Origin of the sequence: Fusibacter paucivorans (assembly GCF_018390735.1) — a bacterium.
In the GTDB taxonomy this organism is placed as follows: Bacteria; Bacillota; Clostridia; order Peptostreptococcales; family Acidaminobacteraceae; genus Fusibacter; species Fusibacter paucivorans.
On sequence record NZ_JAHBCL010000025.1, the window covers coordinates 39,139 to 62,094 of the forward strand.

Annotated in this window: 13 protein-coding genes; 12 read left to right on the forward strand and 1 reads right to left on the reverse strand. The window is 44.0% G+C overall.

Annotated features, from left to right (window positions below; genetic code table 11):
- Positions 1-57 precede the first annotated feature (57 nt).
- On the reverse strand, positions 58-984 hold the full coding sequence (locus KHM83_RS13990) for a LysR family transcriptional regulator (protein WP_213237649.1): 927 nt from the start codon (positions 982-984) through the stop codon (positions 58-60).
- A gap of 283 nt (positions 985-1,267) precedes the next feature.
- Here KHM83_RS13990 and KHM83_RS13995 point away from each other — a divergent pair, with 283 nt between their 5' ends.
- The 12 genes from KHM83_RS13995 (at position 1,268) to purF (ending at position 22,829) form a co-directional block, all read left to right on the forward strand.
- Positions 1,268-8,038, forward strand: a complete 6,771-nt coding sequence (locus KHM83_RS13995) for a FecR family protein (protein ID WP_213237650.1) — start codon at positions 1,268-1,270, stop codon at positions 8,036-8,038.
- 35 nt (positions 8,039-8,073) lie between these two features.
- Positions 8,074-9,510 (forward strand): stalk domain-containing protein, encoded by a 1,437-nt coding sequence (locus tag KHM83_RS14000; RefSeq protein ID WP_213237651.1) that lies wholly within the window; start codon positions 8,074-8,076, stop codon positions 9,508-9,510.
- 336 nt (positions 9,511-9,846) lie between these two features.
- The gene (locus KHM83_RS14005; RefSeq protein ID WP_213237652.1) at positions 9,847-13,587 is read left to right on the forward strand and encodes a phosphoribosylformylglycinamidine synthase; all 3,741 of its coding nucleotides are present in this window, start codon (positions 9,847-9,849) and stop codon (positions 13,585-13,587) included.
- 323 nt (positions 13,588-13,910) lie between these two features.
- A complete protein-coding gene (locus KHM83_RS19765; RefSeq protein ID WP_246543111.1) occupies positions 13,911-14,711 on the forward strand; it encodes a cell wall hydrolase in 801 nt (266 codons plus the stop codon).
- A gap of 249 nt (positions 14,712-14,960) precedes the next feature.
- Positions 14,961-16,244 (forward strand): putative DNA modification/repair radical SAM protein, encoded by a 1,284-nt coding sequence (locus tag KHM83_RS14015; protein ID WP_213237653.1) that lies wholly within the window; start codon positions 14,961-14,963, stop codon positions 16,242-16,244.
- Positions 16,228-16,968 (forward strand): TIGR03915 family putative DNA repair protein, encoded by a 741-nt coding sequence (locus KHM83_RS14020; protein ID WP_213237654.1) that lies wholly within the window; start codon positions 16,228-16,230, stop codon positions 16,966-16,968. Before KHM83_RS14015 ends, KHM83_RS14020 begins: the two co-directional genes overlap by 17 nt.
- A 145-nt stretch (positions 16,969-17,113) precedes the next feature.
- Complete coding sequence (galE, locus tag KHM83_RS14025) at positions 17,114-18,103, forward strand: UDP-glucose 4-epimerase GalE (protein ID WP_213237655.1); 990 nt, start codon at positions 17,114-17,116, stop codon at positions 18,101-18,103.
- Positions 18,104-18,114: 11 nt separating this feature from the next.
- Positions 18,115-18,318, forward strand: coding sequence for a hypothetical protein (locus KHM83_RS14030; protein WP_213237656.1), 204 nt, complete (start codon positions 18,115-18,117; stop codon positions 18,316-18,318).
- Positions 18,319-18,493: 175 nt separating this feature from the next.
- Positions 18,494-19,513, forward strand: a complete 1,020-nt coding sequence (locus tag KHM83_RS14035) for an aldose epimerase family protein (protein WP_213237657.1) — start codon at positions 18,494-18,496, stop codon at positions 19,511-19,513.
- 446 nt (positions 19,514-19,959) lie between these two features.
- Positions 19,960-20,469 carry a 5-(carboxyamino)imidazole ribonucleotide mutase gene (gene purE, locus KHM83_RS14040; protein WP_425513876.1) on the forward strand — a complete coding sequence of 170 codons (510 nt, stop codon included), beginning with the start codon at positions 19,960-19,962 and terminating at the stop codon, positions 20,467-20,469.
- 209 nt (positions 20,470-20,678) lie between these two features.
- Positions 20,679-21,383, forward strand: a complete 705-nt coding sequence (gene purC / locus KHM83_RS14045) for a phosphoribosylaminoimidazolesuccinocarboxamide synthase (RefSeq protein WP_213237659.1) — start codon at positions 20,679-20,681, stop codon at positions 21,381-21,383.
- A gap of 30 nt (positions 21,384-21,413) precedes the next feature.
- Positions 21,414-22,829 (forward strand): amidophosphoribosyltransferase, encoded by a 1,416-nt coding sequence (gene purF / locus KHM83_RS14050; RefSeq protein ID WP_213237660.1) that lies wholly within the window; start codon positions 21,414-21,416, stop codon positions 22,827-22,829.
- Positions 22,830-22,956: the final 127 nt, after the last annotated feature.

Here is a 22,956-nt window from a genome sequence, read left to right on the forward strand (position 1 = left end):
AAACGCCTCCTTTAGACCTAATCGCATAACATATGTGTTGAAGGATCCATTTTATATTTAATCCATACTTTTGCTTAACACAGCCAAAAACTTTTGTGCCGCAATTGACAGCGGCTTGTTGTTGCTTGTGATAATGCCGATTTCAGTTTCGGGAATACGTTCGATGGTTTTGATTCGACAAAGTCTGCCATTGGCGATTTCATCTGTTGCAACGGTTGAATTGACAAATCCTACGCCCATATTAGCCTTAACTGCTTCAAGGATAACTTCAATAGAGCCAAACTCAAAGGAGGGTGTTAGCGCTAAACCGTGAGCTTCGTAGAACTTTTCCAAAATGATGCGCGTCGTCGAATGTTCTTCGAGACAAATGACTGGATGTTCATTAATTTCACTGAGCTTGACGCTTCTGCTAATGAGTTCGGCAGTGTCGGGGTGACAGATAAAAATATTTTCATTGGTGATAAAATGTCTCACGTCAATGCCTTCATATGTTTGATCCGGATTGATGTTGATAATGGCAATATCAATTTGGCCTGTTTTCAGCAGTGCCACGGATTTAGGCGATGGTCTGTTGTTAACGGCGATTTTGACGCGCGGATATTGACTGTGGAACGCTTTAATGTACGGCATGAGATGATACCTTGAAATGGTATCGCTTGCGCCGATGAAAATCGTGCCCTCATCAAGCGACTTGATGCTGGACAGCGTATTTTCCGCAGAACGAATAAAATTGAAGGCTTTTTCAACGTGTTCATACAGCATTTCACCTTCAAAAGTGAGTCTGATCGTACGGCCTTGCCGATAAAATAAGTTAACCCCCAGTTGGCCTTCCAGCGATTTGATGGCTTGACTCACTGCGGATTGTGTGACATGGAGTTTTTCTGCTGCTTTTGAAAAATTGAGTGCGCTGGCAGCATAATAAAAGATTTTATATAATTCGAAATTAACGTTAGCCTGGTAATGGAAATGTGTATCAAAGGACATGATGCCTCCCGTTTGGTCGGAATGATACGAAAAATTCATATCTTAATTATTATTATACCAACCTTACAACATTTATAACAACTGTCAGTTGGGGTTTTTCATGTGTTTTTTACAAAACATGACATTTGGGTGAGCAGGATTGTTATTTTTCACGCAATTCTGTTAAATTGCGCAATACAGGCATCTTTTGGACGTTTTTTTTGGTATAATAGTACTACGAAAAAAATGGGAAATAAGGGGTAAATAATAGAAAATTAAAAATTGAAGCGTTAGGAGGGGTTTCGTGAAACGAAAGGCAGTTTTCTTGACTTTGGGCGTATTGATTGTCCTAGTGTCGTTGCAGATGGCATTTGCCGTTACATACAGAACAGCAACGGTCGTTGAAGTGACAGGGACAGTATCGATCCTTAAGTCGGGCGGTGAAAAGGCGGTTACGCCTACAGAAGAGATGACGCTCGAGCATGGTGATCGTATCATTACCGGGAAAAATTCATCAATTTCATTAAAAATTGATGAGGACAAATACATCAAAGTAGGTGAGAAGACCTATATGAGTTTGTCTGAACTGATGGAGGATGCAGAGAGCGGTACATCAACTAATATTAAGCTATTTACCGGACAGGTCTGGGCATCGCTGACCAAACCACTGGGCAGTTCGGAAACGTTTGAAATTGAAACGCCGACGGCGGTTATGGGTGCCAAGGGAACAAAGTTCATGGTCAAATACGTCATTGAAAAGAATGATGATGATGACAACTATGACGGGACGACTGAGCTGGTGGTCTTGGAAGGGACAGTCAGTATGAAGACTGAAGTTCAGCATCCGGGAACCGGTGAAGGAGCCGGTGAAGATACCGGCGAAGGCACTGGTGAAGGTACCGGGACTCAAGTGCCTGCGGATGGCAGACAAGAAGTCGAGATTATGGTTCATCAGAATCAGGAAATAAAAGTGAATGCCAAACTCATGCAGCGCGTTGCGGAAGAAATTGAGCGCGTAATCAATGAAGGTGCGAAAATAGAAGAGATCAATATTCAGGAAGTCGTTGAAAAATCAGCGGCTGTCGAGAATGTTAAAGTCGAAAATCTCGATTTGTTCGTCCTTGAAATTATTGAAGAGGACCCAGAAGAGTACGGTGATGAACTGACAGATAAATTGCCGGATGTCATCAAACAAAAACAACAGGAAGCTCAAGATCAAGATGATGAAGAGGATGCGCCAATTGACGGATCGGGTATTATCTACGATGATGACAAGGATGATGATGCACCGTCCGGCGGCAATACCAGCACGGGTTCAGACGACGACACGACGGTAACACAAGTCAGACTCTATAGTGCCAATACCGTTGATGCGGATAAAGATGGCATCGTCGATTACGTGGCGCTCTATTTCAATATCGCCGTCGACGATTCAAGCTTTGACGGCACGGTTGCCAAAGCACTTTCATCAAATGTACTTGGCACGCTGGCAGGCTCAACACTTGCTGATATGACGCATACAGACGTTGTGGATACAGCGGATGACAACATTGTTTATCTGGCGCTCAATCCAAAGAGTGAAACGGCGAATACGGCGGCAACAGACACGTTGAATATTAATGGTGCTGGTATGATTGATGCGCTGAACGGTACGATTCTCAATGCTCAGTCAATCACTGTGACAGATGGTGCGGCGCCGCGTATTCAAAAAGTTGTTGCCAATTTAAATGGTGATGCATCCGATTCGATGCTGGTGATAACCATGTCAGAAAAGTTGAATGAAGCGGGATTGCCTGATATTTTAGAGCACATTCAATTAACAACTGGCGGGGCCTACAGCATTAAAGAACTTGAAACAGTCGACTGGTCAAAGACTGCGATCGATCAGGTTGAGAATACCGTTACAATTAAACCACTTCCGAAAGCTGTCAAATCAGCACTGGCTAACATGGCGGCAGATACGGTCTATTTTGACAGTGTCATCATCTCGGATGATGGCGGCAATACAACCGATATTGGCAATGCCGCCATCCAGATTGATCAAGTGACACAGGATACTGCACCTGCATATATTCAGTCCGTTTCGGCAGTAGAAGTGCCATATGAAAACGGTGCAGAATTTTTTGGGGCATTGGCACTTGAAGAAACGACACCACCGGTTTACCAAGAAACGGTATACCATGTGACCCTGTCGCTTTCAGACTATCTCAGCGATTCGAGTGTGGCTGTGGCGATGGATTTAGCATCGTGGATTGACGGAAGCGGTGTCAACGGCGGCTGTTATCCTGAAAACATGGTTTATAACGATGAAGACCCGGCGGCAATAACGCTGTCATTTGACTTGGCGTTCTATGGTTTGTCGCCAATGACGGGCGATCAAATAAAATTGTCACTGCAATCGCTGGATGATCTCACGGGAACACCGCTGCGATTTGGGTCGGAGACTTCATACGACAATGCTTTTGATCTTATTTTCGGGGAAAACAGCACTTTTGAAGCAAAAGCGCCTTCGGATGAAGTTGCCTATGTAGAAATTGAAAAAATCATGACGAGAGATGAAGATGCCGATGGCTTTGTCGATCTACTTGAAATTAAATTTACAGAAGCGGTTGACGATTTGTCTTATAGTGGGACTGACACAACGCTTTACCTAGATGGTACGGTTGGAACGCTTAGCAGTGCGTCACTTTATAAAGCGGGGTCCGGCAGCTTTGCGGATACGGCGAACGATAATGTCATCTTCATAAAAGTCAATGAAAGTACGGAAACATATAATACGCAGTTAACAGATAAGTGCTACTTTGGTGATGCTGTTATTAAAGCGTTATCCGGAAAAGCATTGAAAGCTTACCCGGATGGATTTGCCGTAATGGACGGTGCGCCGCCGCAAATCGTTGGCGTTTCAGCTTTCCTCGATGGCGATGCACAAGATAAGCACCTCGTCGTACTGCTTTCCGAACCGGTTACGAAAACAGATGCTAAGACATTCTTTGCAAATGCATCAATTGGGACGACATCATATGGCACTTATGAGACAGGGATTGCTTTTGATGCCAATACAGTGGCTTCAATAACGGAAACGGGCAATGCCTACGATATCACTCATCTTAATACAGCGGTGATTGAAGCACTTGCAAATGGGGGCGTCTATTTATATTTAAAAGATGGTTTGACCGTTTATGATGCGCTAGGCAACTACATGGCCGTTGACGGTGTTTATACGGTGAACACGATGAGTGCGGATATGGCGCCAACATCAGTTGCTGTCGATAAAATTACCTATTTAGACGGTTATTACCATGTGACGCTGACGCTTTCAGATCTCATTGATCAAAGCCTTCTCAGTGATTACAAAGCAAGTGAAGATATCATCGATGGGGATATGATGTATGCACCTTACTTAAGTGATGTCCGTTATTCAGACATGTCTAGTGCGGCTTTATCGTTGACGTATGATCTTTCGATTTACGGTGAAGGCCTTTACAGCGGCAGTGCATTTACCATTGATCTGACGGGGTTAAAGGATATGCATGGCCGACCGCTCTATTATGCGTATGATGACAAAGCACAGACCTCTATTCGCTTTGTCTACCAAGACGGAACATTTGTAGAAGCACCGCCAATCAGTTTTGCCTTACAGCGCGTCGAAACATGTGATATCAACGCCGATGGTTATATTGATCATTTAAAGTTTATCTTTAATAAAGATGTCAAAGATATTAGCTATGCAGGTGAAAGCCGCATCAGTATGACGAATCAGTCAATCGGCAGCCTAGACACGGGATCAATTGCCAATGTTCTGGGTGATGAAACAGACGATGAGGTCATCTATTTAACTGTGAGCAATCTCGATGGTATCAATACGGATGCATCGGGAATGCTTGATATTGCTGCGGGGATGATTAATTCTATTGATGGTGATGTGTTGTCTGGCTATAGCGATGGTTTTGTTATTTCAGACGGGGTCGCACCGATCTTCACGGGCTTTGATGTGAGCTTTGGGCAAGGTGTTGCTGACAGCTTTGTCGAATTGACTTTTTCAGAACCTGTGACTGCAATAGGGACAGATGCGCCTACGGCGAAAAACCTTTTTGAAAATTACGTTGGCATCGGCACACAGACGACGACAGATTATGCATCGTCGATGAATCCAACATGGAATGCGGTAACTTTTAGTGAGAATATGGATAAAACAACGTTTACGGCGAAAGGACTTGGGATTGATGCCATTGCGGCGATGGTTGAAAGCGGTAAAGTGGATGTTTACGGTTCAGATGCTTTATCAACATGGGACAGTGCCGGCAATAAAATGGATTATCTGAGCCTTAAGATTTCAAGAACACTGCCGACGGCTTATCCTACTTATTTAAACAGTGTCAGCGTTACGCCGATCACACCACTCAGTGAATACAATCTAAAAATAAGTTTTAGCAATTACTTGGATACGCAAAGTTCGCAAGAGGTGTTTTACAATGCCCTGAGTGATTATGCAACGCTAAAATTAAGTCATGGAACGGGGACGTTGATCTGTGACAACTTACAGGACTTTAACCAGACAGATGTTAGTACGACGTTAAAACTAAAAATTGACACCGGCACACTGACAGCAGGTGATACCATTGCCATCGATCTATCGGCACTGAAAGATGTTTTTAAAAATGGTGTGCTTTATCATCGTGTGATGCCGATACAAGATCAAATCTATTTCAAGTTTGACGGTACGACATTTGTTGAATCGCCTTTGCCGACAGCGAGCACTTTAAAACTGATTGGTAGTAAAACGTTGGATACCAACTATGACGGCATGATCGACCGATTAGCACTAACATTTAGCGAAGCAGTGAATGATCTTAGTTTTAAATCTGACAAGTCAGTTGCTTTGAGTAACGGTGCAGTTGGGACGCTATTATTCGATGGTGCTCTCAAAATAGATACTGAATATAGTGCAGATGTTGATAATGACGATACCGTTTATTTGGTGGTAGACAATGCCAATATAGGTGTCAATACCGGTGCAACCGGTTCAATATATCTTCAAGATGAAGGTCTCTTCGCGGCGTTGGCAGATGATAGTAACCTTTCAATTTCTGATGAAACGGGTGTTGCCATGACAGATGGTTCAGCACCGCAATTGGTGTCTACAAAAGTCGTTCTCGGTAAAAGTGCGGAAGAAAACAGCATTGAGCTGACCTTCTCTGAACCGTTATACACCTATGACTGTTGCGATCTTTCCATCTCAAATGCAGCGATGACCACGAGCGCAATATTTGAAGTGATGCGCGTCGGAGATGATTCGACACTTGGCTATGATACAGCGCATCCAGTCGCGCTTGCGGATACAGAGATGTCAAAATACGGCAATAGCTATTTAATCAAGGGACTGCCATCTAATACAGTAGACGTCCTAATGAAGATGGGTGTGGCGCTTATCTACTACCCTGATACCTTAAAGCTAAAGGACCAGGCTGGACTTTATACGACGGGAACGTGGATGCAGGCCGCTGCCAGTTTTACACTCGAGACAGCAAAACCAACGATCGAGAGCGTTAAGAGCGTCAATGTGTTAACTGGAAGTGCATATGATATTGTTCTAAAGATGGATCAGTATATGTCCTATGATACGGCGGATGCGACATTTGTAAGCAATATTGGCGAGTATGTCACTGCGAATACTTCAGAAAGCTATGTCTTACTTTCCGGTGAAATTTCAAATGATACAGCATCAACGGTTACGGCAACAGTACACGTGGAACTCGATACAGGCATGCTTTATCCGGGTGATATGATTAGTATCAATGTTGCTGATCTACAGGATGTCTATGGCAGAAACTTTGTCTATCTATACAATGAAACGCCACAGTCGAAGATCTTCATGGTCTATGATGGTGAAGATCTTATCGAAATGGGTGATCCTGAAACGACGAGTTTTGACATTATAAATGTCAGCACACTTGATTTTGACAGCGATGGCTGCATTGACTATTTAAAAGTCAAATTTAATTTGCCGGTAAGCGATATGAGTTATATTTATACCGATGGTTATGCACCGACGATTAGCGGCATCGAATCCGTAACAATTATGGAAACAGACATTGGTACAGGACAATATGACGGTTCTCTGGACAAAATGAATGATGACGTGATTCTCGTGCCGCTGGACAGGATGACATACGATCCTGATACAGGCAGCACGGGATCACTGGCCTTCTCAAATAACGGCTGGATTTCGGCGTTAAACGGTGCAGTGCTTCAAAGTGCCGGAAAAAGTTATGACATTGATGATGGCGCTTCGCCGGTTATTTTGGGAACAGACGTGCGTTTTGACGATGTGCCTGAGTATAATACGATGACAATTGTTTGCAGCGAGACGCTGGCAGCGCCGGAAGGTTATGGTACTGCGGCTGAAATGCTCTTTGAGGCCATGCGCATACGCAATGACAGCGAAGTGCCTTTAAATTATGAAACGGCAGTACCACCGGATACAAACGGCAGTCTATTTGTTGATTCCGGCAGTAATGCAGTGATCCATGGACTTTCAAGAGAACTGACGGCGACAATACTGGATGTCGGGTATTTAGAAAGTTATTTCCCATCTGAATTAGCCGTGTACGATGCCGCAGGCAACCCGCTTCATACGAGAGAAGAATATTTCTATGAAATGGCAGTTCAGGCACCACCAACCTATGTTTATACAGCTGAGACGGTGCCGATGACAACATCGTCGGTTTATAAAATTACCATTCCGGTAGAAAATTACATGTCCGATGCGTCAGAGGCATATGTTGCCAGCTTGACGAGCAATGGTTTCCTGACGGAAGTAGGCTTCGCAGGCGGTGTTATAGAACCGCTGACAACCGTGACGCTGGATAATGAAACGGCAGATGATATCGCTATTAACATCGAAATAAACCTTGGGGGCGCTTTGATCATGGAAAGTGATTATATTGTCGTACCGATTCATTATTTCACGGATATATTTGGCAATGTGATCTTGTATAAAGATTATTCAGTAACGCACGTTGATATGGGATTGCTCTATCAAATGGGTGAATGGGTTCCATTCCCACTTGATTAAAATGGCGACGGAAATCGATCATAGGAGAATAAAGGATGAAAAGAAAAGGAAAAATCATACTGCTTTTATCACTGTTGACGGTTTTGGTGCTTCAAAGCAGTTTTGCGGCGGAGGTCTCAAGAAGCTTTGATGCAACAGCCGTTGCCCTCAGTGATGTCTATAACGGGCTTAATCAGCCATATGGCATAGAGGTCATGGACGATGGTGTCATTTACATTGCAGATACGTATAACAACATGATTAAAAAACTCGAAAATGGCAAACTGACAGTTGTTGCCGGGTATTATGAAGGCAAGAACAGCCTTGGTTTTCCATTGGGTGGGTTAAAGGATGGCGATGCGCTGACCGCGGCATTTAATAAGCCCAGGGATATCTGTGTGGCAGAGGATGGCACGATCTATGTTGCCGATTCTCAAAATCATGCCATTCGAAAAATTAAGGATGGCACGGTAACGACACTTGCCGGAACCGGTGAAGCAGGTGACAGCGTGGGGCTTGGCAGAACGACGCGCTTTAATCTACCAACTGCAATTGCCATCGGCGGTGACGGCAAACTCTATGTTGCCGATACGCTGAACAATAAGATCAAAGTATTGGATACCAATGGCAAAAGCAGCGAATTGGCGCTGACGTCAACTGACAATGCTAACCGTCTCAATGAGCCAAGCGATCTGTATTTTGATGATGACGGTACACTTTATATTGTTGACAGCGGTAATCAATGCATTAAAAAAGTCGTTGACGGCACTGCTTCAATTATTGCAGGCGGGAAAGTATACGCACTTGATGAGGCGGGTTATGCACCACAGGGATTTGTCGACGGCTTGGCGAGTTTGGCTAAGTTTAATTTCCCAAAAGGTATGACGATGGATGACCGCGGCAATCTCTATATTGCAGATACATGGAACAATGCAATTCGCGTTTTGATGGTCGATAATCGAGTGGTCACACTGGCTGGCAATACGATGCCGGGCAATGTGGTGGGCACACTTGATAAAGCAGCTTTTGATGCACCGATTAGCCTTGATTATGCAAATGAAAAACTTTATATTACGGATCGCTGGAATAACGAAATTAAACAAATTAACGTTAACCCAAGTGCGTCGGAAATGCAGTTAGGTACGCTCTATCTCAAACAGCAGATCGATGCTAATGCGATTGAAGCTGATGAGGCGTCGCTCTGGTATAACGGTGAGAAAATCCTTGGGGATGCATCGGTGATGTTTAAAGATGATGTCGCTTGGGTGCCGTTAAAAGCGGCGGCGACGGCGCTTGGTTATAATGTCTCGTGGGATTCTACTGTTGGTGCTGTTGTTTTAACCTCTGGGGATACGGTTCAGCATGTTTCTCAGAGCAATGGTCTCTATCTGGAAAACGGCAAGAGTTATGTTAAGACGGAAGACCTCGATTTACTGCTGCACCATACAATTCAAAAGATACCAACCTTAAAGGCAGTCGTTATTCTGCCGTAATGATAATCTGTAAACGCATAAATAGTAACCTGTGGCTCTTCTGTGTATTGTTTAGACGCAAGTGCCACGGGTTTTCTTTTGCGTTGAACAAAGATGTATTAGTACAGCTAATGAAAATCATTATAAACATTAATTTCACTTAAGAATAGAACTGTGCTATGATGAGGTATGAAGTGACTGCAATCGCCGCATTCTCTGAAGACGGCGATTGGTATCGTGTAAAAATGGCGAAAAGTTGAAAGCGTGATGAATTGCCATGTCGTAAATAGATCCTCAAATAGCCGATTGATAAAGACGAGGCTGTTGAGAACGTAATCGAGCAATAGGAGGCTGAAAATGGTTACGAGAATTATGGTTGAGAAGAAAAACGGGTTCAATGTAGAGGCACTCGGCATGTTGAATGATATTAAAGCGACATTGCACATGCCTGCACTGGAACGTGTACGCGTCATAAACTGCTATGATATTGAAGATGTCGAGACAGCGAATATGCCGCTAATTACCCAGTCGGTGCTCTCAGAGCCAAATGTGGATGTCATTGTACCATCGCTTGAGCTCGCATCCAATATGCGCGCCTTTAGAATGGCATTGCTGCCCGGACAGTTCGACCAAAGGGCGGATTCGGCGGCACAGTGTATTGAACTCGTAACCCTTGAAGCTAGACCGGAACTCATTGCTTCTAAAATGATTGTTTTAGAGGGTGTGCTGACTGATGAAGACTTTTTGAAAATCAAGCAGTACCTCATTAACCCAGTTGAGTCACATGAAGTAGCGATGGCAGTTCCTGAACACGTTGGCATGACAATGGAAGTGCCCGCATCGGTTGCAACTGTAGAGGGATTTGCGGCGATGGATTCAGATGCACTTGAAACTTATCGTCAACAGATGGGGTTTGCCATGACCATTGGTGACCTCGGACACGTACAGCAGTATTTTAAAGAGGAAGCAAAGCGAAATCCTACGGTGACAGAACTCAAAGTTATTGATACGTATTGGTCGGATCACTGCCGCCATACCACATTTTTAACCGAAATTACAGATATTCATATAGAAGAAAGCCTTTATACGACACCGGTTCAGAAAGCGTACGATGCTTATTGCAGCATGCGGTCATCACTTGGCATCGAAGGTCGAAAAGCGCAGTCGCTGATGGATTTGGCAACCATCAACACAAAGGCGCTGCGTGCAAAGGGCGGGCTTCAGGATTTAGATGTATCCGATGAAATCAACGCCTGCAGTATTGAAATCGATGTGGATGTCAATGGCGTTAAAGAACCATGGCTCCTGATGTTTAAGAACGAAACACATAATCACCCAACGGAAATCGAACCATTCGGCGGGGCGGCGACTTGCCTCGGTGGTGCTATTCGCGATCCGCTTTCAGGGCGCAGCTATGTTTACCAAAGCATGCGCGTCACAGGGGCGGCTGATCCAAGGGTGCCATTTGAAGAAACGCTGGACGGCAAATTGCCGCAAAAAGTGATTACGCAGAAAGCGGCAGCTGGTTTTAGTGCCTATGGCAATCAAATTGGCCTTGCAACAGGCCATGTTGCAGAAGTCTATGATCCGGATTTTGTGGCAAAGCGCATGGAAGTTGGTGCCGTGGTGGGCGCAGCGCCAAAAGCCAATGTCGTCAGAGAAGTACCCGCAGCGGGTGATATCATTTTGCTGGTAGGCGGCAGAACGGGTCGTGACGGCATTGGTGGGGCAACGGGCTCATCCAAAGAGCATACGGAAGACAGTTTGATGAGCTGCGGCGCGGAAGTTCAGAAGGGGAATGCACCGGTTGAGCGTAAAATACAGCGTTTATTTAGAATTCCAGAACTCGCGAGGATGATTAAACGATGCAATGACTTTGGTGCAGGCGGTGTTTCAGTCGCCATTGGCGAACTGGCAGACAGCCTTGAAATCAATTTGGATGCCGTAACGAAAAAGTATGAAGGACTCGACGGAACTGAAATTGCGATTTCTGAATCGCAGGAACGGATGGCGGTCGTCGTTGCACCGGAGGATGTTGAGCGTTTTCAATCTTTCTGTGCGAATGAGAACCTTGAAGTCAAGGAAGTCGCAAAGGTAACGGATACCGGGCGGCTGATCATGAAATGGCGCGGCGAAGAAATTTTAAACCTTTCGAGAGCCTTTTTAGATACCAATGGCGTCAAGGGTCAGACGAGCATTATCGTTGAGAAACCCGATGATGTCAGTTATTTTGATACCTTTTCACAGCAGCATGAACGCCTTGAAACCATTTGGCTCGACATGCTTTCTGATCTCAATTGCTGTTCTCAAAAGGGACTTGTTGAACGCTTTGACAATACCATTGGTGCTGGGACTGTTCTGTTGCCGTTTGGCGGCAACACACAACAGACGCCGGCGCAGGTTATGGTTGCAAAATTGCCGCTTTTAAATGGAGAGACAGATACGGTTTCTATGATGAGCTACGGCTATGATCCTAAAATCGGCAAATGGTCGCCTTTCCACGGCGGCATGTATGCCGTACTCGATTCAATTGCCAAATTGGTCGCGGCGGGTGCAGATTATCAAAAGATTAGACTTTCACTACAGGAATATTTTGAAAAACTAGGTGAGAACCCGACAAAATGGGGCAAGCCTTTTAGTGCACTATTAGGGGCTTCTTATGTACAGACACAGTTTGAAACAGCGGCGATCGGCGGCAAAGATTCGATGTCCGGAACGTTTAAGGCGGTCAATGTACCGCCGACGCTGATCTCCTTTGCCGTGGCAGCCGGAAACGCAGGCGATATTGTAACCCCTGAGCTCAAACAATCCGGCAATGTACTGCTCTATTTGGAAGCTGGTCGCGATCACGCCGCTGTACCTGCATTTGAATCGATCAAAGCAGCCTATCAATGTTACCATGAGCAATTGCTGAAAGGTCGTGTACAGTCCGCACATACCGTTGGCTATGGCGGGATTGCCGTGGCTGTTTCTAAAATGAGCTTTGGCAACGGGGTTGGTCTATCACTGATGGATTGTGCAAAGCCGCATTTATTTGAGCCGGCTTATGGCGGCATTGTCTTTGAAGTAAAGGCAGAAGATGTACCGCATTTTGATGCCGCATACTTTCTGAAAATCGGGGAAACCATTCAGGAGCCCGTTATTAAACTGAGCGAAATGCAGCTTCCCATTGATCGTGCATTGGCAGCTTGGTCAAAACCGCTGCAAAGTATCTTTCCGGAAATTCACAAAGGTGAAGGCCATGCGGGCACACATGATTTTGTGAATCAGACTTTTATAAAGTCAAGTTTTAAAGCGGCATCGCCGAAAGTCTTTATACCGGCATTCCCGGGTACAAACTGTGAGTGGGATACGCAAATCGCCTTTGAAAAAGCGGGCGCGACGCCACTGCCGTTCCTCTTCAAGAACTTAAGTAAACAAGCCATTGTCGACTCGCTTGATGAAATGGTCAAATTAATCGACAGTGCGCAGATGATAGCCCTGCCGGGTGGATTTAGTGCCGGCGACGAACCGGAGGGTTCGGGAAAATTCATTGCATCAGTCTTTAGAAATCCCAATGTTGCCGAAGCGGTCATGAGGTTGATATATGAGCGGGATGGCCTTGTTATTGGCATCTGCAATGGTTTTCAGGCGCTGATTAAACTCGGCCTGCTGCCTTATGGGGATATTCGAACCCTTGATGATGATTCGCCGACGCTGACATTTAACAAGATCGGCCGTCACGTTGCAAAACTTACGCCGGTTCGCGTTGCATCTACACTTTCACCGTGGCTTTATGAAGCCAATGTAGGTGATGTGGTTCAAACGGCATTTTCACACGGTGAAGGAAGATTTTATGCAAGTGATGCGTGGGTAAGGCGTCTTTCGGAAAATGGTCAAATTGCAACACAGTATGTCGATCTCAGCGGTCGCCCTACTTATGATGGTCATTTTAACATTAACGGTTCTGTTGAGGCCATTGAAGGGATTACCTCTGCAAATGGGCGCATACTTGGAAAAATGGGGCACTCAGAACGTATTGGTAAACATCTTTACAAAAATATTTATGGTGAAAAAGATTTGAAAATCTTCAAATCAGGTGTCAATTATTTTAAATAAGGAATTTGCATCATTCAAATATTAATCCATTTACGACATCAAAATGACGCTTAATTGTCGCATAATTTTAAAAAAATGTCTTTAGGACATATGATATGATAAAAAGAGATTCTTTTATAGTTGGAATCTCTTTTTGCTTGAAATGTATTTGCGGTCAATAAAAGCGTGTTGCATTTGCTGCTGTCTGTAAAAATGCAGTTTGTTATAATGTGATAATTGAATGAAAAATGCGCATGGCGGAAAGGTTTTCCATATAAGCGTCTCTCCCAAAAGGTTCTTAATGGAAAGGATGCCTGCGAAAGACAAAGTAAATTGGAGGTCATATGAAATGGAAAGCAATACCTATTGCAATGATGCTTATGACCATGAGCTTAACGGCATCGTTTGCAAATGAGGTGACTTTGGTAACAAACGATCAGATGATTGAAAATGAAAATATGATCATTCTGAGAGACGACATACTCTATGCAAGTGTCTCAGAAATGGGAGCGCACTTTGGCTCAACAGTACGCTGGCTGGATGTGGCAAAACTAGCGGTTATCAACATAGGCGAACATTATTATAGCTTTGGCATTGATACGGCGAGCGCCTTGATGGACCAAAACGGTATTGAACTCTCTCAACCGACGCGGATGGAAGATAATCTGCTCTATGTTCCACTTGACGATTTAATGCGATGGTATGGTGTTTCAGGAACGTGGACACCGGAGACACTGACATATGCTCTGAGTTCGACGGCATTCCAGTATGATGAGGCTGAGATTAAAGTGCCTAGTTATACAGATGAAGATCTGCTGTGGCTAGCGAGGATTGTAGACGTAGAAACAGGGGATGCAACGGTGTTTAAGCGCATGGCGGTTGCCAATGTGGTTTTAAACCGCGTCAAGAGCGAACGCTTTCCCAATACCATCTATGAGGTTATTTTTCAGTCTGGTCAGTTTCCGCCATCAAAGCGCGACAGCTTTCCAACGCTGACGCCAAAGGCGAACAGTATGATTGCTGCGAAGCGCGCACTCGAGGGCGAGAATAACATTGAGACGTGTTTGTTTTTCAATAACAGACCATTTTCGAGCAAGTCGGATGATTTTTACCAGCTGATTGAAGGCGATTATTTTTATAATTAGCATCAACGGTATCAACAGTTCATTAATGTGATAAAGTTATTGGCTATTTGAATAGCATTATGATATGTACGAAAAAAGGTTTGAGGTGCCATAGGGCGGTTTCAAATCTTTTTTTGATATGGCTGCCTGCTGGCTTTTGACATTTTAGTTCTCAAAAGGAAGTGCATATGGTATACTGAATATAGAACATACGTTCTTGTTTTTCTTGAAAAATGATTTACAATGTCTTTGGCATGGAGGCTAATGCTAATGGAAATTTATGAAAAGCTCAGGATATTAGCGGATGCGGCAAAATATGACGTTTCTTGTTCATCAAGCGGTCATCAGCGCGGCAATGCCAACAAGCAGCTGGGGTCAACGGCAGCAGCAGGTATTTGTCACAGTTGGAGCGAGGACGGGCGCTGTATTTCACTGCTAAAAATTTTGTATACCAATCAATGTATTTACAATTGTGCTTACTGTGTTAATCGAAGTTCTAATGATGTGAAGCGAGCAGCTTTTACACCAGAAGAAGTGGTCTCGCTGACGATTAATTTCTATCGACGCAATTACATAGAGGGGCTATTTTTAAGTTCGGGGATTATCAAGTCGCCTAATCATACAATGGAACAACTCATTGAAGTGGTCAAAAAGTTGCGAACGCGCGAAGGCTTTAATGGCTATATTCATCTAAAAGGCATCCCGGGTGCTGATGAGAGCCTTATCAACGAAGCGGGTTTATATGTCGATAGAATGAGTTATAATCTTGAATTGCCGACGACCAAGGGGTTGAGACTGCTCGCGCCGGACAAGGAACGAAAGCAGATTATTATGCCGATGCAGCAAGTGCGCGATCAAATGATTGCGCATCGCGATATGAAAAAACACTTGAAGTCAACGCCGTCTTTTATTCCAGCAGGGCAGTCAACACAGATGATTGTGGGGGCTACAGACGAAACTGACTATCATATTATCAAGATCGCAGAGGCAATGTATCGTCGGTTGGCTTTGAAGCGCGTTTACTACTCTGCTTTTGTCCCCGGCAGTACGCATCCGGCTGTGGTTGAGCGAGGACGACCGCCGCTGAATAGAGAGCACAGGATTTATCAAGCAGACTGGCTGCTGCGATTTTATGGTTTTAAAGCGGATGAAATTTTAACACCAGATCAGCCGCAGCTCGATTTGCTCCTCGATCCCAAATGCCAATGGGCACTTAACCACATGGCGTATTTCCCAATGGAAGTTAATCGCGTTTCCTATGGAGCCTTACTTCGAATTCCGGGAATTGGGGTGACGTCTGCGAGACGGATTGTCAATGCGAGACGATTTTCAGCGCTCGCTTATGATGATTTGAAGGGGATTGGCGTTGTTCTGAAGCGTGCGAAATATTTTATTACCTGTAATGGAAAATACTGTGGTGACGGCGATGTTGAACCGGTATACTTGAGGCAGAAACTCCTTGAACCGCCAAAACCGGAACAGCTAACGCTCTATCAGACACATCCGGAAGTATTTGATGAAAGTGAGGCGACAATTCGTGGTTTACTTACATGACGGCAGTTTCGAAGGTATTCTGTCTGGAATCTATAAAATGTTTCATGCAAAGGCCAAGATCGACGAAGGTAAACTATACGAAGCATCTGTATACCAGCAGTCTTTTTTTGAATTGACTTTAAATGTCGAAACCGAACGTGAAAATGCGCATCGCGTTGCAAGCAGCATCTATGAATCGTTTGGACACGAGGGGTTTAAGTACGTCTATTATGCTTATTTAGCAGAGGATGATTCATATGGAACACTGCTGTTTCGAAGCCTTAAGCAGGCGTATAAGATTGGGCATCAAGCTTTTGACGCCTTGGGTGTTGAAGATATACGATTGCTGACGCAAATGGCAAATAAAGTCAGTCGAGAATCGCATTTGCTTTTAGGGCTCTTACGGTTTGTGAAGTTGGAAAACGGCATTTATTATGCGCCCTTTGAACCGACGCAAAATGTTATCAGCATCTTGGCACAGCACTTTGAAGAACGATTAGCCGATCAAGTGTGGGTGATTCACGATACGAAACGCGGTATCGGTGCTTTTTACGATAAAACGCAGTATCATCTGGCACCGTTAAATAGCTTCGAAAGCCTTCAATACGCACGTGATGAAGTCGCATTTCAATCTCTATGGAAGGACTATGTAAAACATATTGCCATTGAAGCGCGACGCAACCTTCCTCTACAGAGACAGCATATGCCAAAAAAATATTGGCAATTTTTGACGGAAATGAAGTAAAAATTTACTAAATAGAGTTTTGCAAAAACAATAATTTACTAAAATTATTGTTTTTTATTTGATTTAGCGCTATGATGGGTATAGGAAACAATAAGGATTTGCCATAAATGGCAAACAGATGATAAATTTACATGGAGGTAAAGAAATGATTCTAATATTAGGTGGTGCCGGTTATATTGGTAGCCATGCAGTCAGAATGATTTTAGATCAGGGAGAAGAAGTGGTCGTCGTAGATAATCTCGTTACAGGTCATCGTGCGGCAGTAGATGAACGCGCCATTTTCTACCCTATCGATATCCGTGACGAAGCAGCGCTCAGCGCTGTATTTGATAAATATAAGATTGATGTAGTACTCCACTTTTGTGCCAGCTCGCTGGTTGGAGAATCGATGGCGAATCCACTAAAATATTTTGAGAACAATGCTCACGGTGCGATGGTACTTTTAAAAGTTATGAAGGTACATGATGTAAAAGCCATTGTCTTTTCATCTACGGCAGCTGTCTACGGTGAACCGGTAAATGTTCCGATTATTGAAACTGCGGAAAACCTGCCGACGAATCCGTATGGTGAATCAAAGCTAATGATGGAGAAGATGTTTAAATGGGCAGACGCCGCCTATGGTATCAAATATGTTTCGCTTCGGTATTTTAATGTTGCAGGTGCATTGCCGACAGGGGAAATCGGTGAAGCACATACGATTGAGACACACCTGATCCCGCTTGTTTTACAAGTGCCGCTCGGGAAACGTACAGCCATTGATATTTATGGTGACGATTATCCAACGAAAGACGGGACTTGTATTCGGGATTATATCCATGTGGTTGATCTAATTGAAGCGCATATTGCCGCATTACGTTATTTAAGAGATGGCGGCGAGAGCGATTACTTCAATCTCGGCAGCGGTGATGGCTTTTCTGTAAAAGAAATCGTCAGCGTTGCGAGAACTGTTACAGGACACCCGATTCCGTCAAATCGAAAACCGAGACGTGCAGGGGATCCGGCGGTGCTGATCGCATCGTCAGAAAAGGCAAAGCAGAAACTGGGATGGCATCCTGAGCGAACAGATATTCATACAATTATTGAAGATGCTTGGCGTTGGCACAAACAAAACCCGGCGGGTTATGATGTGAAATAAGAGGTGAAATAATGAATCTGATGGCACAATTCAAAGCGATTTTCGGCGATAGTGAAGCGGATCATGCCATTCGACTGAACTGTGACACCCTTCAATACGATCAGATTACTTCGGCACTTGGTGACTATCGCATTGTCATCATCAATACGAATAAAAAACGCGGACTTGTCGATTCTGAATACAATGCACGCAGAAGAGAGTGCGAGGCGGCGTGACGGCAAGGGCAAGTGAGAAAATTGTGGATCTGTTTTTTCAGCAAGCAGTCGGCTTGAAATTTCAGTCGGTTCTGGAGGATGTGGGTGTCTTCAAAAGGAATCGAAAGGCGTTTGAAGCATTTTTGGATTTTGTATATCAGCCGTAAACGACAAGACCGGGAAAAGGGGAGATGATATGGACATTATTCGAAAGCCAAATGTAAAATTATCGAGACGTCTGGGGTTTGAAGTGGAATCCATCACACTCTTATCAGAGACAGGTGCTTCGCTGACGGCAATGAATTACGGCGGTATTATTGAAAAAATCATTATGCCGGATCGAAAGGGGCTGCTGGAGAATATTTTATTGAGTTATGACGATGTTCAAAGCTATTGTGAAAACCTTTATTATCTCAATGCCGCTATCGGCATGACGGCAGGTCGCATTGAAAACGGTCAGCTCAATCTAGAAGGCGTCATCTACAGATTGGAGCGCAATCAAGGGGTGCACCACCTTCACGGCGGTTCAAAGGGGCTGCATCATCAACGCTGGCGTATTGACAGTGTTGAAAAGGGAACGAATGATGCATCCATTGTCTTTACATATTTTCATGAGCATTTATCAGATGGTTTTCCGGGTAACATGACGATTAAATTTCGTATTACGTTGACCGAAGAACATCATGTCAAATTGTTCTTTGAAGCCGTTACGGATAGAATGGCACATATTAACCTGACGCATCATGGGTATTACAACTTATCTGGCAGACGCAATGCTGATGTTGGCGAACAGTACCTATTTGTCAATGCCAATCGCTATTATGAAATTGATGATGACGGCATACCGCAGATGACACCGTCGCCATTAGGTGGTACACCTTATGACTTTCACAGAATGGTGCCGATTGCGCAAAGTTATCACGCTTTAACCAATGGCATTGATCATCCCTTTTGTCTGGAGCGACCAGTTGCTGAGCAGGGCCCAGATGTTCTCTATGGTGATGAGACGTCAGGAAGATGGATGCAGCTTTCAACCAACCAAAATGCAGTGGTGATCTATACAAATAATGGTGATTTTAAAAATCACCGCGGCATTTGCTTTGAAACACAAGCTGTTCCCAATACGGTTGTCAGCTTGATGCCGGGAGAAACTTACTGTCATGAGACTGTAATGATCTTTGCATCAGATTTTGATAAAGAAAAATTTTATTTGTAATAATATAACATTGACATGATTTGCCGTTACCATTACAGTGGTCTAACCCGTTTTGCGAAGATAAGCTTCAGCAAGATGGGTTATTTCTATTAAAGTTCGTGTTTTAAGCAGAAAAACCGAAAAGTTCAAATGACATTATTCGATATAATGGATTTTATGTGAATAAAATAAAAATAGTTATTAAAATTATTCGTTTTTTATTGACGTTGAGTTTAAAGTTTCTTATAATGTAGGCAGAAAGAAACGAGTTAAATAGTTTAATTCTGTTTGTGGATTTGCTTGGAGGAATAAAATGTCGTCCCAAGGCGTTTCGATTTCACAACATAATATCCAGAAAATCATTTTGTGCCAATATCATATTGGTTTTATTATTGTGCCATAACCTTTTAGCGCTTGTGCTAAAAGGTTTTTTATGTTAGCAATCATTCTTTTTCAATAGGTTAGAAATGAATTTGGAGGCAAAGATGAAAGTAGCAATTATTATGGGAAGCGATTCGGATTTTCCAGTCGTTGAAAAAGGACTCAATATTTTAAAAGAATTCGATGTGGAGACAGAAGTACGCGTTTTATCGGCGCACCGGACACCGCATCTCGCCATTCAGTTTGCTGAAAATGCTGAAGCGAATGGCTTCGAGGTTATTATTGGCGCAGCGGGAAAAGCGGCGCACTTGCCAGGTGTGTTGGCGGCAGTGACGCCGCTTCCGGTGATCGGGCTGCCGATTCTGTCATCGACACTTGACGGTTTGGACTCGTTGCTCTCGATTGTTCAAATGCCATCGGGTATTCCAGTAGCGACAGTCGCGATTAATGGTGCAGAAAATGCGGCACTTCTGGCGATTGAGATGCTTTCAATTAAATATCCTGAGCTTCGGGAAAAGATTAAGGCATATAAGGAGACGCTTGCAGGCAGAGTACTTGATAAAGATGCCAAGTTACAAGAAAAGTTAAGAGGCTAACACTTAAGGAAACGACACCATGATCTTTGAGTAATCCTACACGACAATGGGCTGTATCAGCGTTTTATTATAATAATACCGATTGTCGTAAACAGGTTGCAATTTGAATGATGCAGTTTCCTCGCTTATGAAAGTGGTATCCCGCCGATCTGAGGCTATTGATCATAGGGTCATACCGTATACATTTAACCATTTCAGGAGGAAAAACAATGGAAAAGTTAGAAATGTTATATGAAGGCAAAGCTAAAAGAGTATACAAAACACAGGATGCAGACTTATATGTTGTCGAGTATAAAGATGATGCGACCGCATTTAACGGTGAAAAAAAGGGGACGATTGCTGATAAAGGCGTCGTCAATAATAAAATGAGTGCGCTGCTTTTTCAAATGCTTGAAGCAGAAGGTATTCCAACACACTTCGAATCACTTGTCAACGATCGCGAACAAATCGTAAAAGCTGTAAAAATACTGCCGCTTGAAGTCATCGTTCGAAATGTAGCAGCGGGCTCGCTGGCAAAACGCCTTGGTTTGGAAGAGGGAACACCAATGGCAAAAACGGTACTGGAATTTTGCTACAAAGACGATGCACTCGGCGATCCGATGATCAACGATTACCATATTGCTGCAATTGAACTCGCAACGGAGGATCAAGTTGCGGCGATTAAGTCGATGGCCTTTAAAATCAATGATATCCTCTGCGCTTACTTTTTGGAACGCGGGCTAAAACTCATCGATTTCAAACTCGAATTTGGCGTCTTCAAAGGCGATGTTATACTCGCAGATGAAATTTCACCGGATACTTGCAGATTGTGGGATGCAGAGACAAATAAAAAAATGGACAAGGATAGATTTAGAAGAGATCTCGGTGATGTCGAGGCAACTTATCAGGAAGTATTGGGTCGCCTGCAAAAATAAGGCGACTGTTAAAGGATTGTGGAGGCATAAATGGATTCAATATTTACGATGGATAAATTAAAGGAAGAGTGCGGGGTCATTGGTATCTACGCGCCCGGACAGGAAAATATTTCACAGATGCTGTGCTTTGGATTGATCGCATTACAGCATCGCGGGCAGGAAAGTGCCGGCATTGCCGTATTGAAAGATCGAAAAATGCAGTACTACAAAGAGATGGGATTGGTGCAGGAAGTCTTTAACAGCGAGATTTTAGATCGGCTTCCGGCTGATATCGGCGTCGGTCACGTTCGTTATTCGACGACAGGAGAAAGCTACGTCTCAAATGCCCAGCCGCTGGTGGTACGGTATAAAGGTGGCAGTATTGCACTCGCTCACAACGGTAATCTCGTCAATGCCAGTGTCATCAGGGATCGCCTTGAAGACGAGGGTTCCATATTCCAAACGTCCATCGATTCAGAGGTCATTGCAAATTTGATTGCCAAGAATTATCATCTCGGAATGAAAGAGGCGATTATTGAATCTGTTAAGGAGATCAGAGGCAGCTTTGCAATGGTTATCATTATTGACAACATGCTCATCGGCGTGCGTGATCCACATGGTCTGAGGCCGCTTTCGCTTGCAAAACTAAACGGCGGCTATGTTCTGGCATCTGAAACATGTGCTCATGACGTGGTCGGCGCAGAGTTTATTCGGGATATTGAACCAGGGGAAATTGTCGTCATTGATGATAACGGCATTGAATCCATTCAGTATGACAATATTGCACGCAAGGCACTCTGCTGCTTTGAATATGTTTATTTTGCCCGTCCGGACAGTATTATCGACGGCGTCAATGTCTACATGTCTCGAAAGGAAGCGGGCAGAATACTCGCGCGTGAAAATCCCGTTGAAGCGGATATGGTTATCGCGGTGCCCGATTCGGGAATTGCAGCGGCAATTGGCTATGCGGAAGAATCTGGTATCCCCTATGATACGGGATTGATAAAGAATAAGTATATGGGTCGAACCTTTATTCAGCCGGATCAAAAGTCCAGAGAACTTGCCGTTAGACTTAAACTGAATGTCATGCGCGACAACATTGAAGGGAAACGTCTTATCCTTATTGATGATTCAATCGTCAGGGGAACCACAAGCCGCCGAATTGTCAATATGCTCAAAGAAGCAGGGGCAAAAGAAGTGCATATTCGCGTCAGCTCCCCACCGGTTAAGCATTCTTGCTATTTCGGCATTGATACGCCTTCGCGCAAGCAGCTAGTGGGCGCAACCCATACACTGGAACAAATTCGTGATATGATTGGTGCTGACAGCTTAGCTTATCTAACCGTTGACGGTCTTGTTAAGTCTATTGGCATGGCGAAATCAGAACTGTGCACTGCTTGTTTTAACGGGGATTATCCAATGGCGGTGCCGCAAGAGGGCAACAAGTATATTTTTGAAAAGTGCTAGTGTTGAAAAGCGGATTAAATGATGCGGTAATGTTATGAACAACATTGCCGCATAGCTGTGATCATATAACGGTAATCACATAATTGGGCAGGCATTGTCCAAGTTATTTAATAATAAGCAAATCATT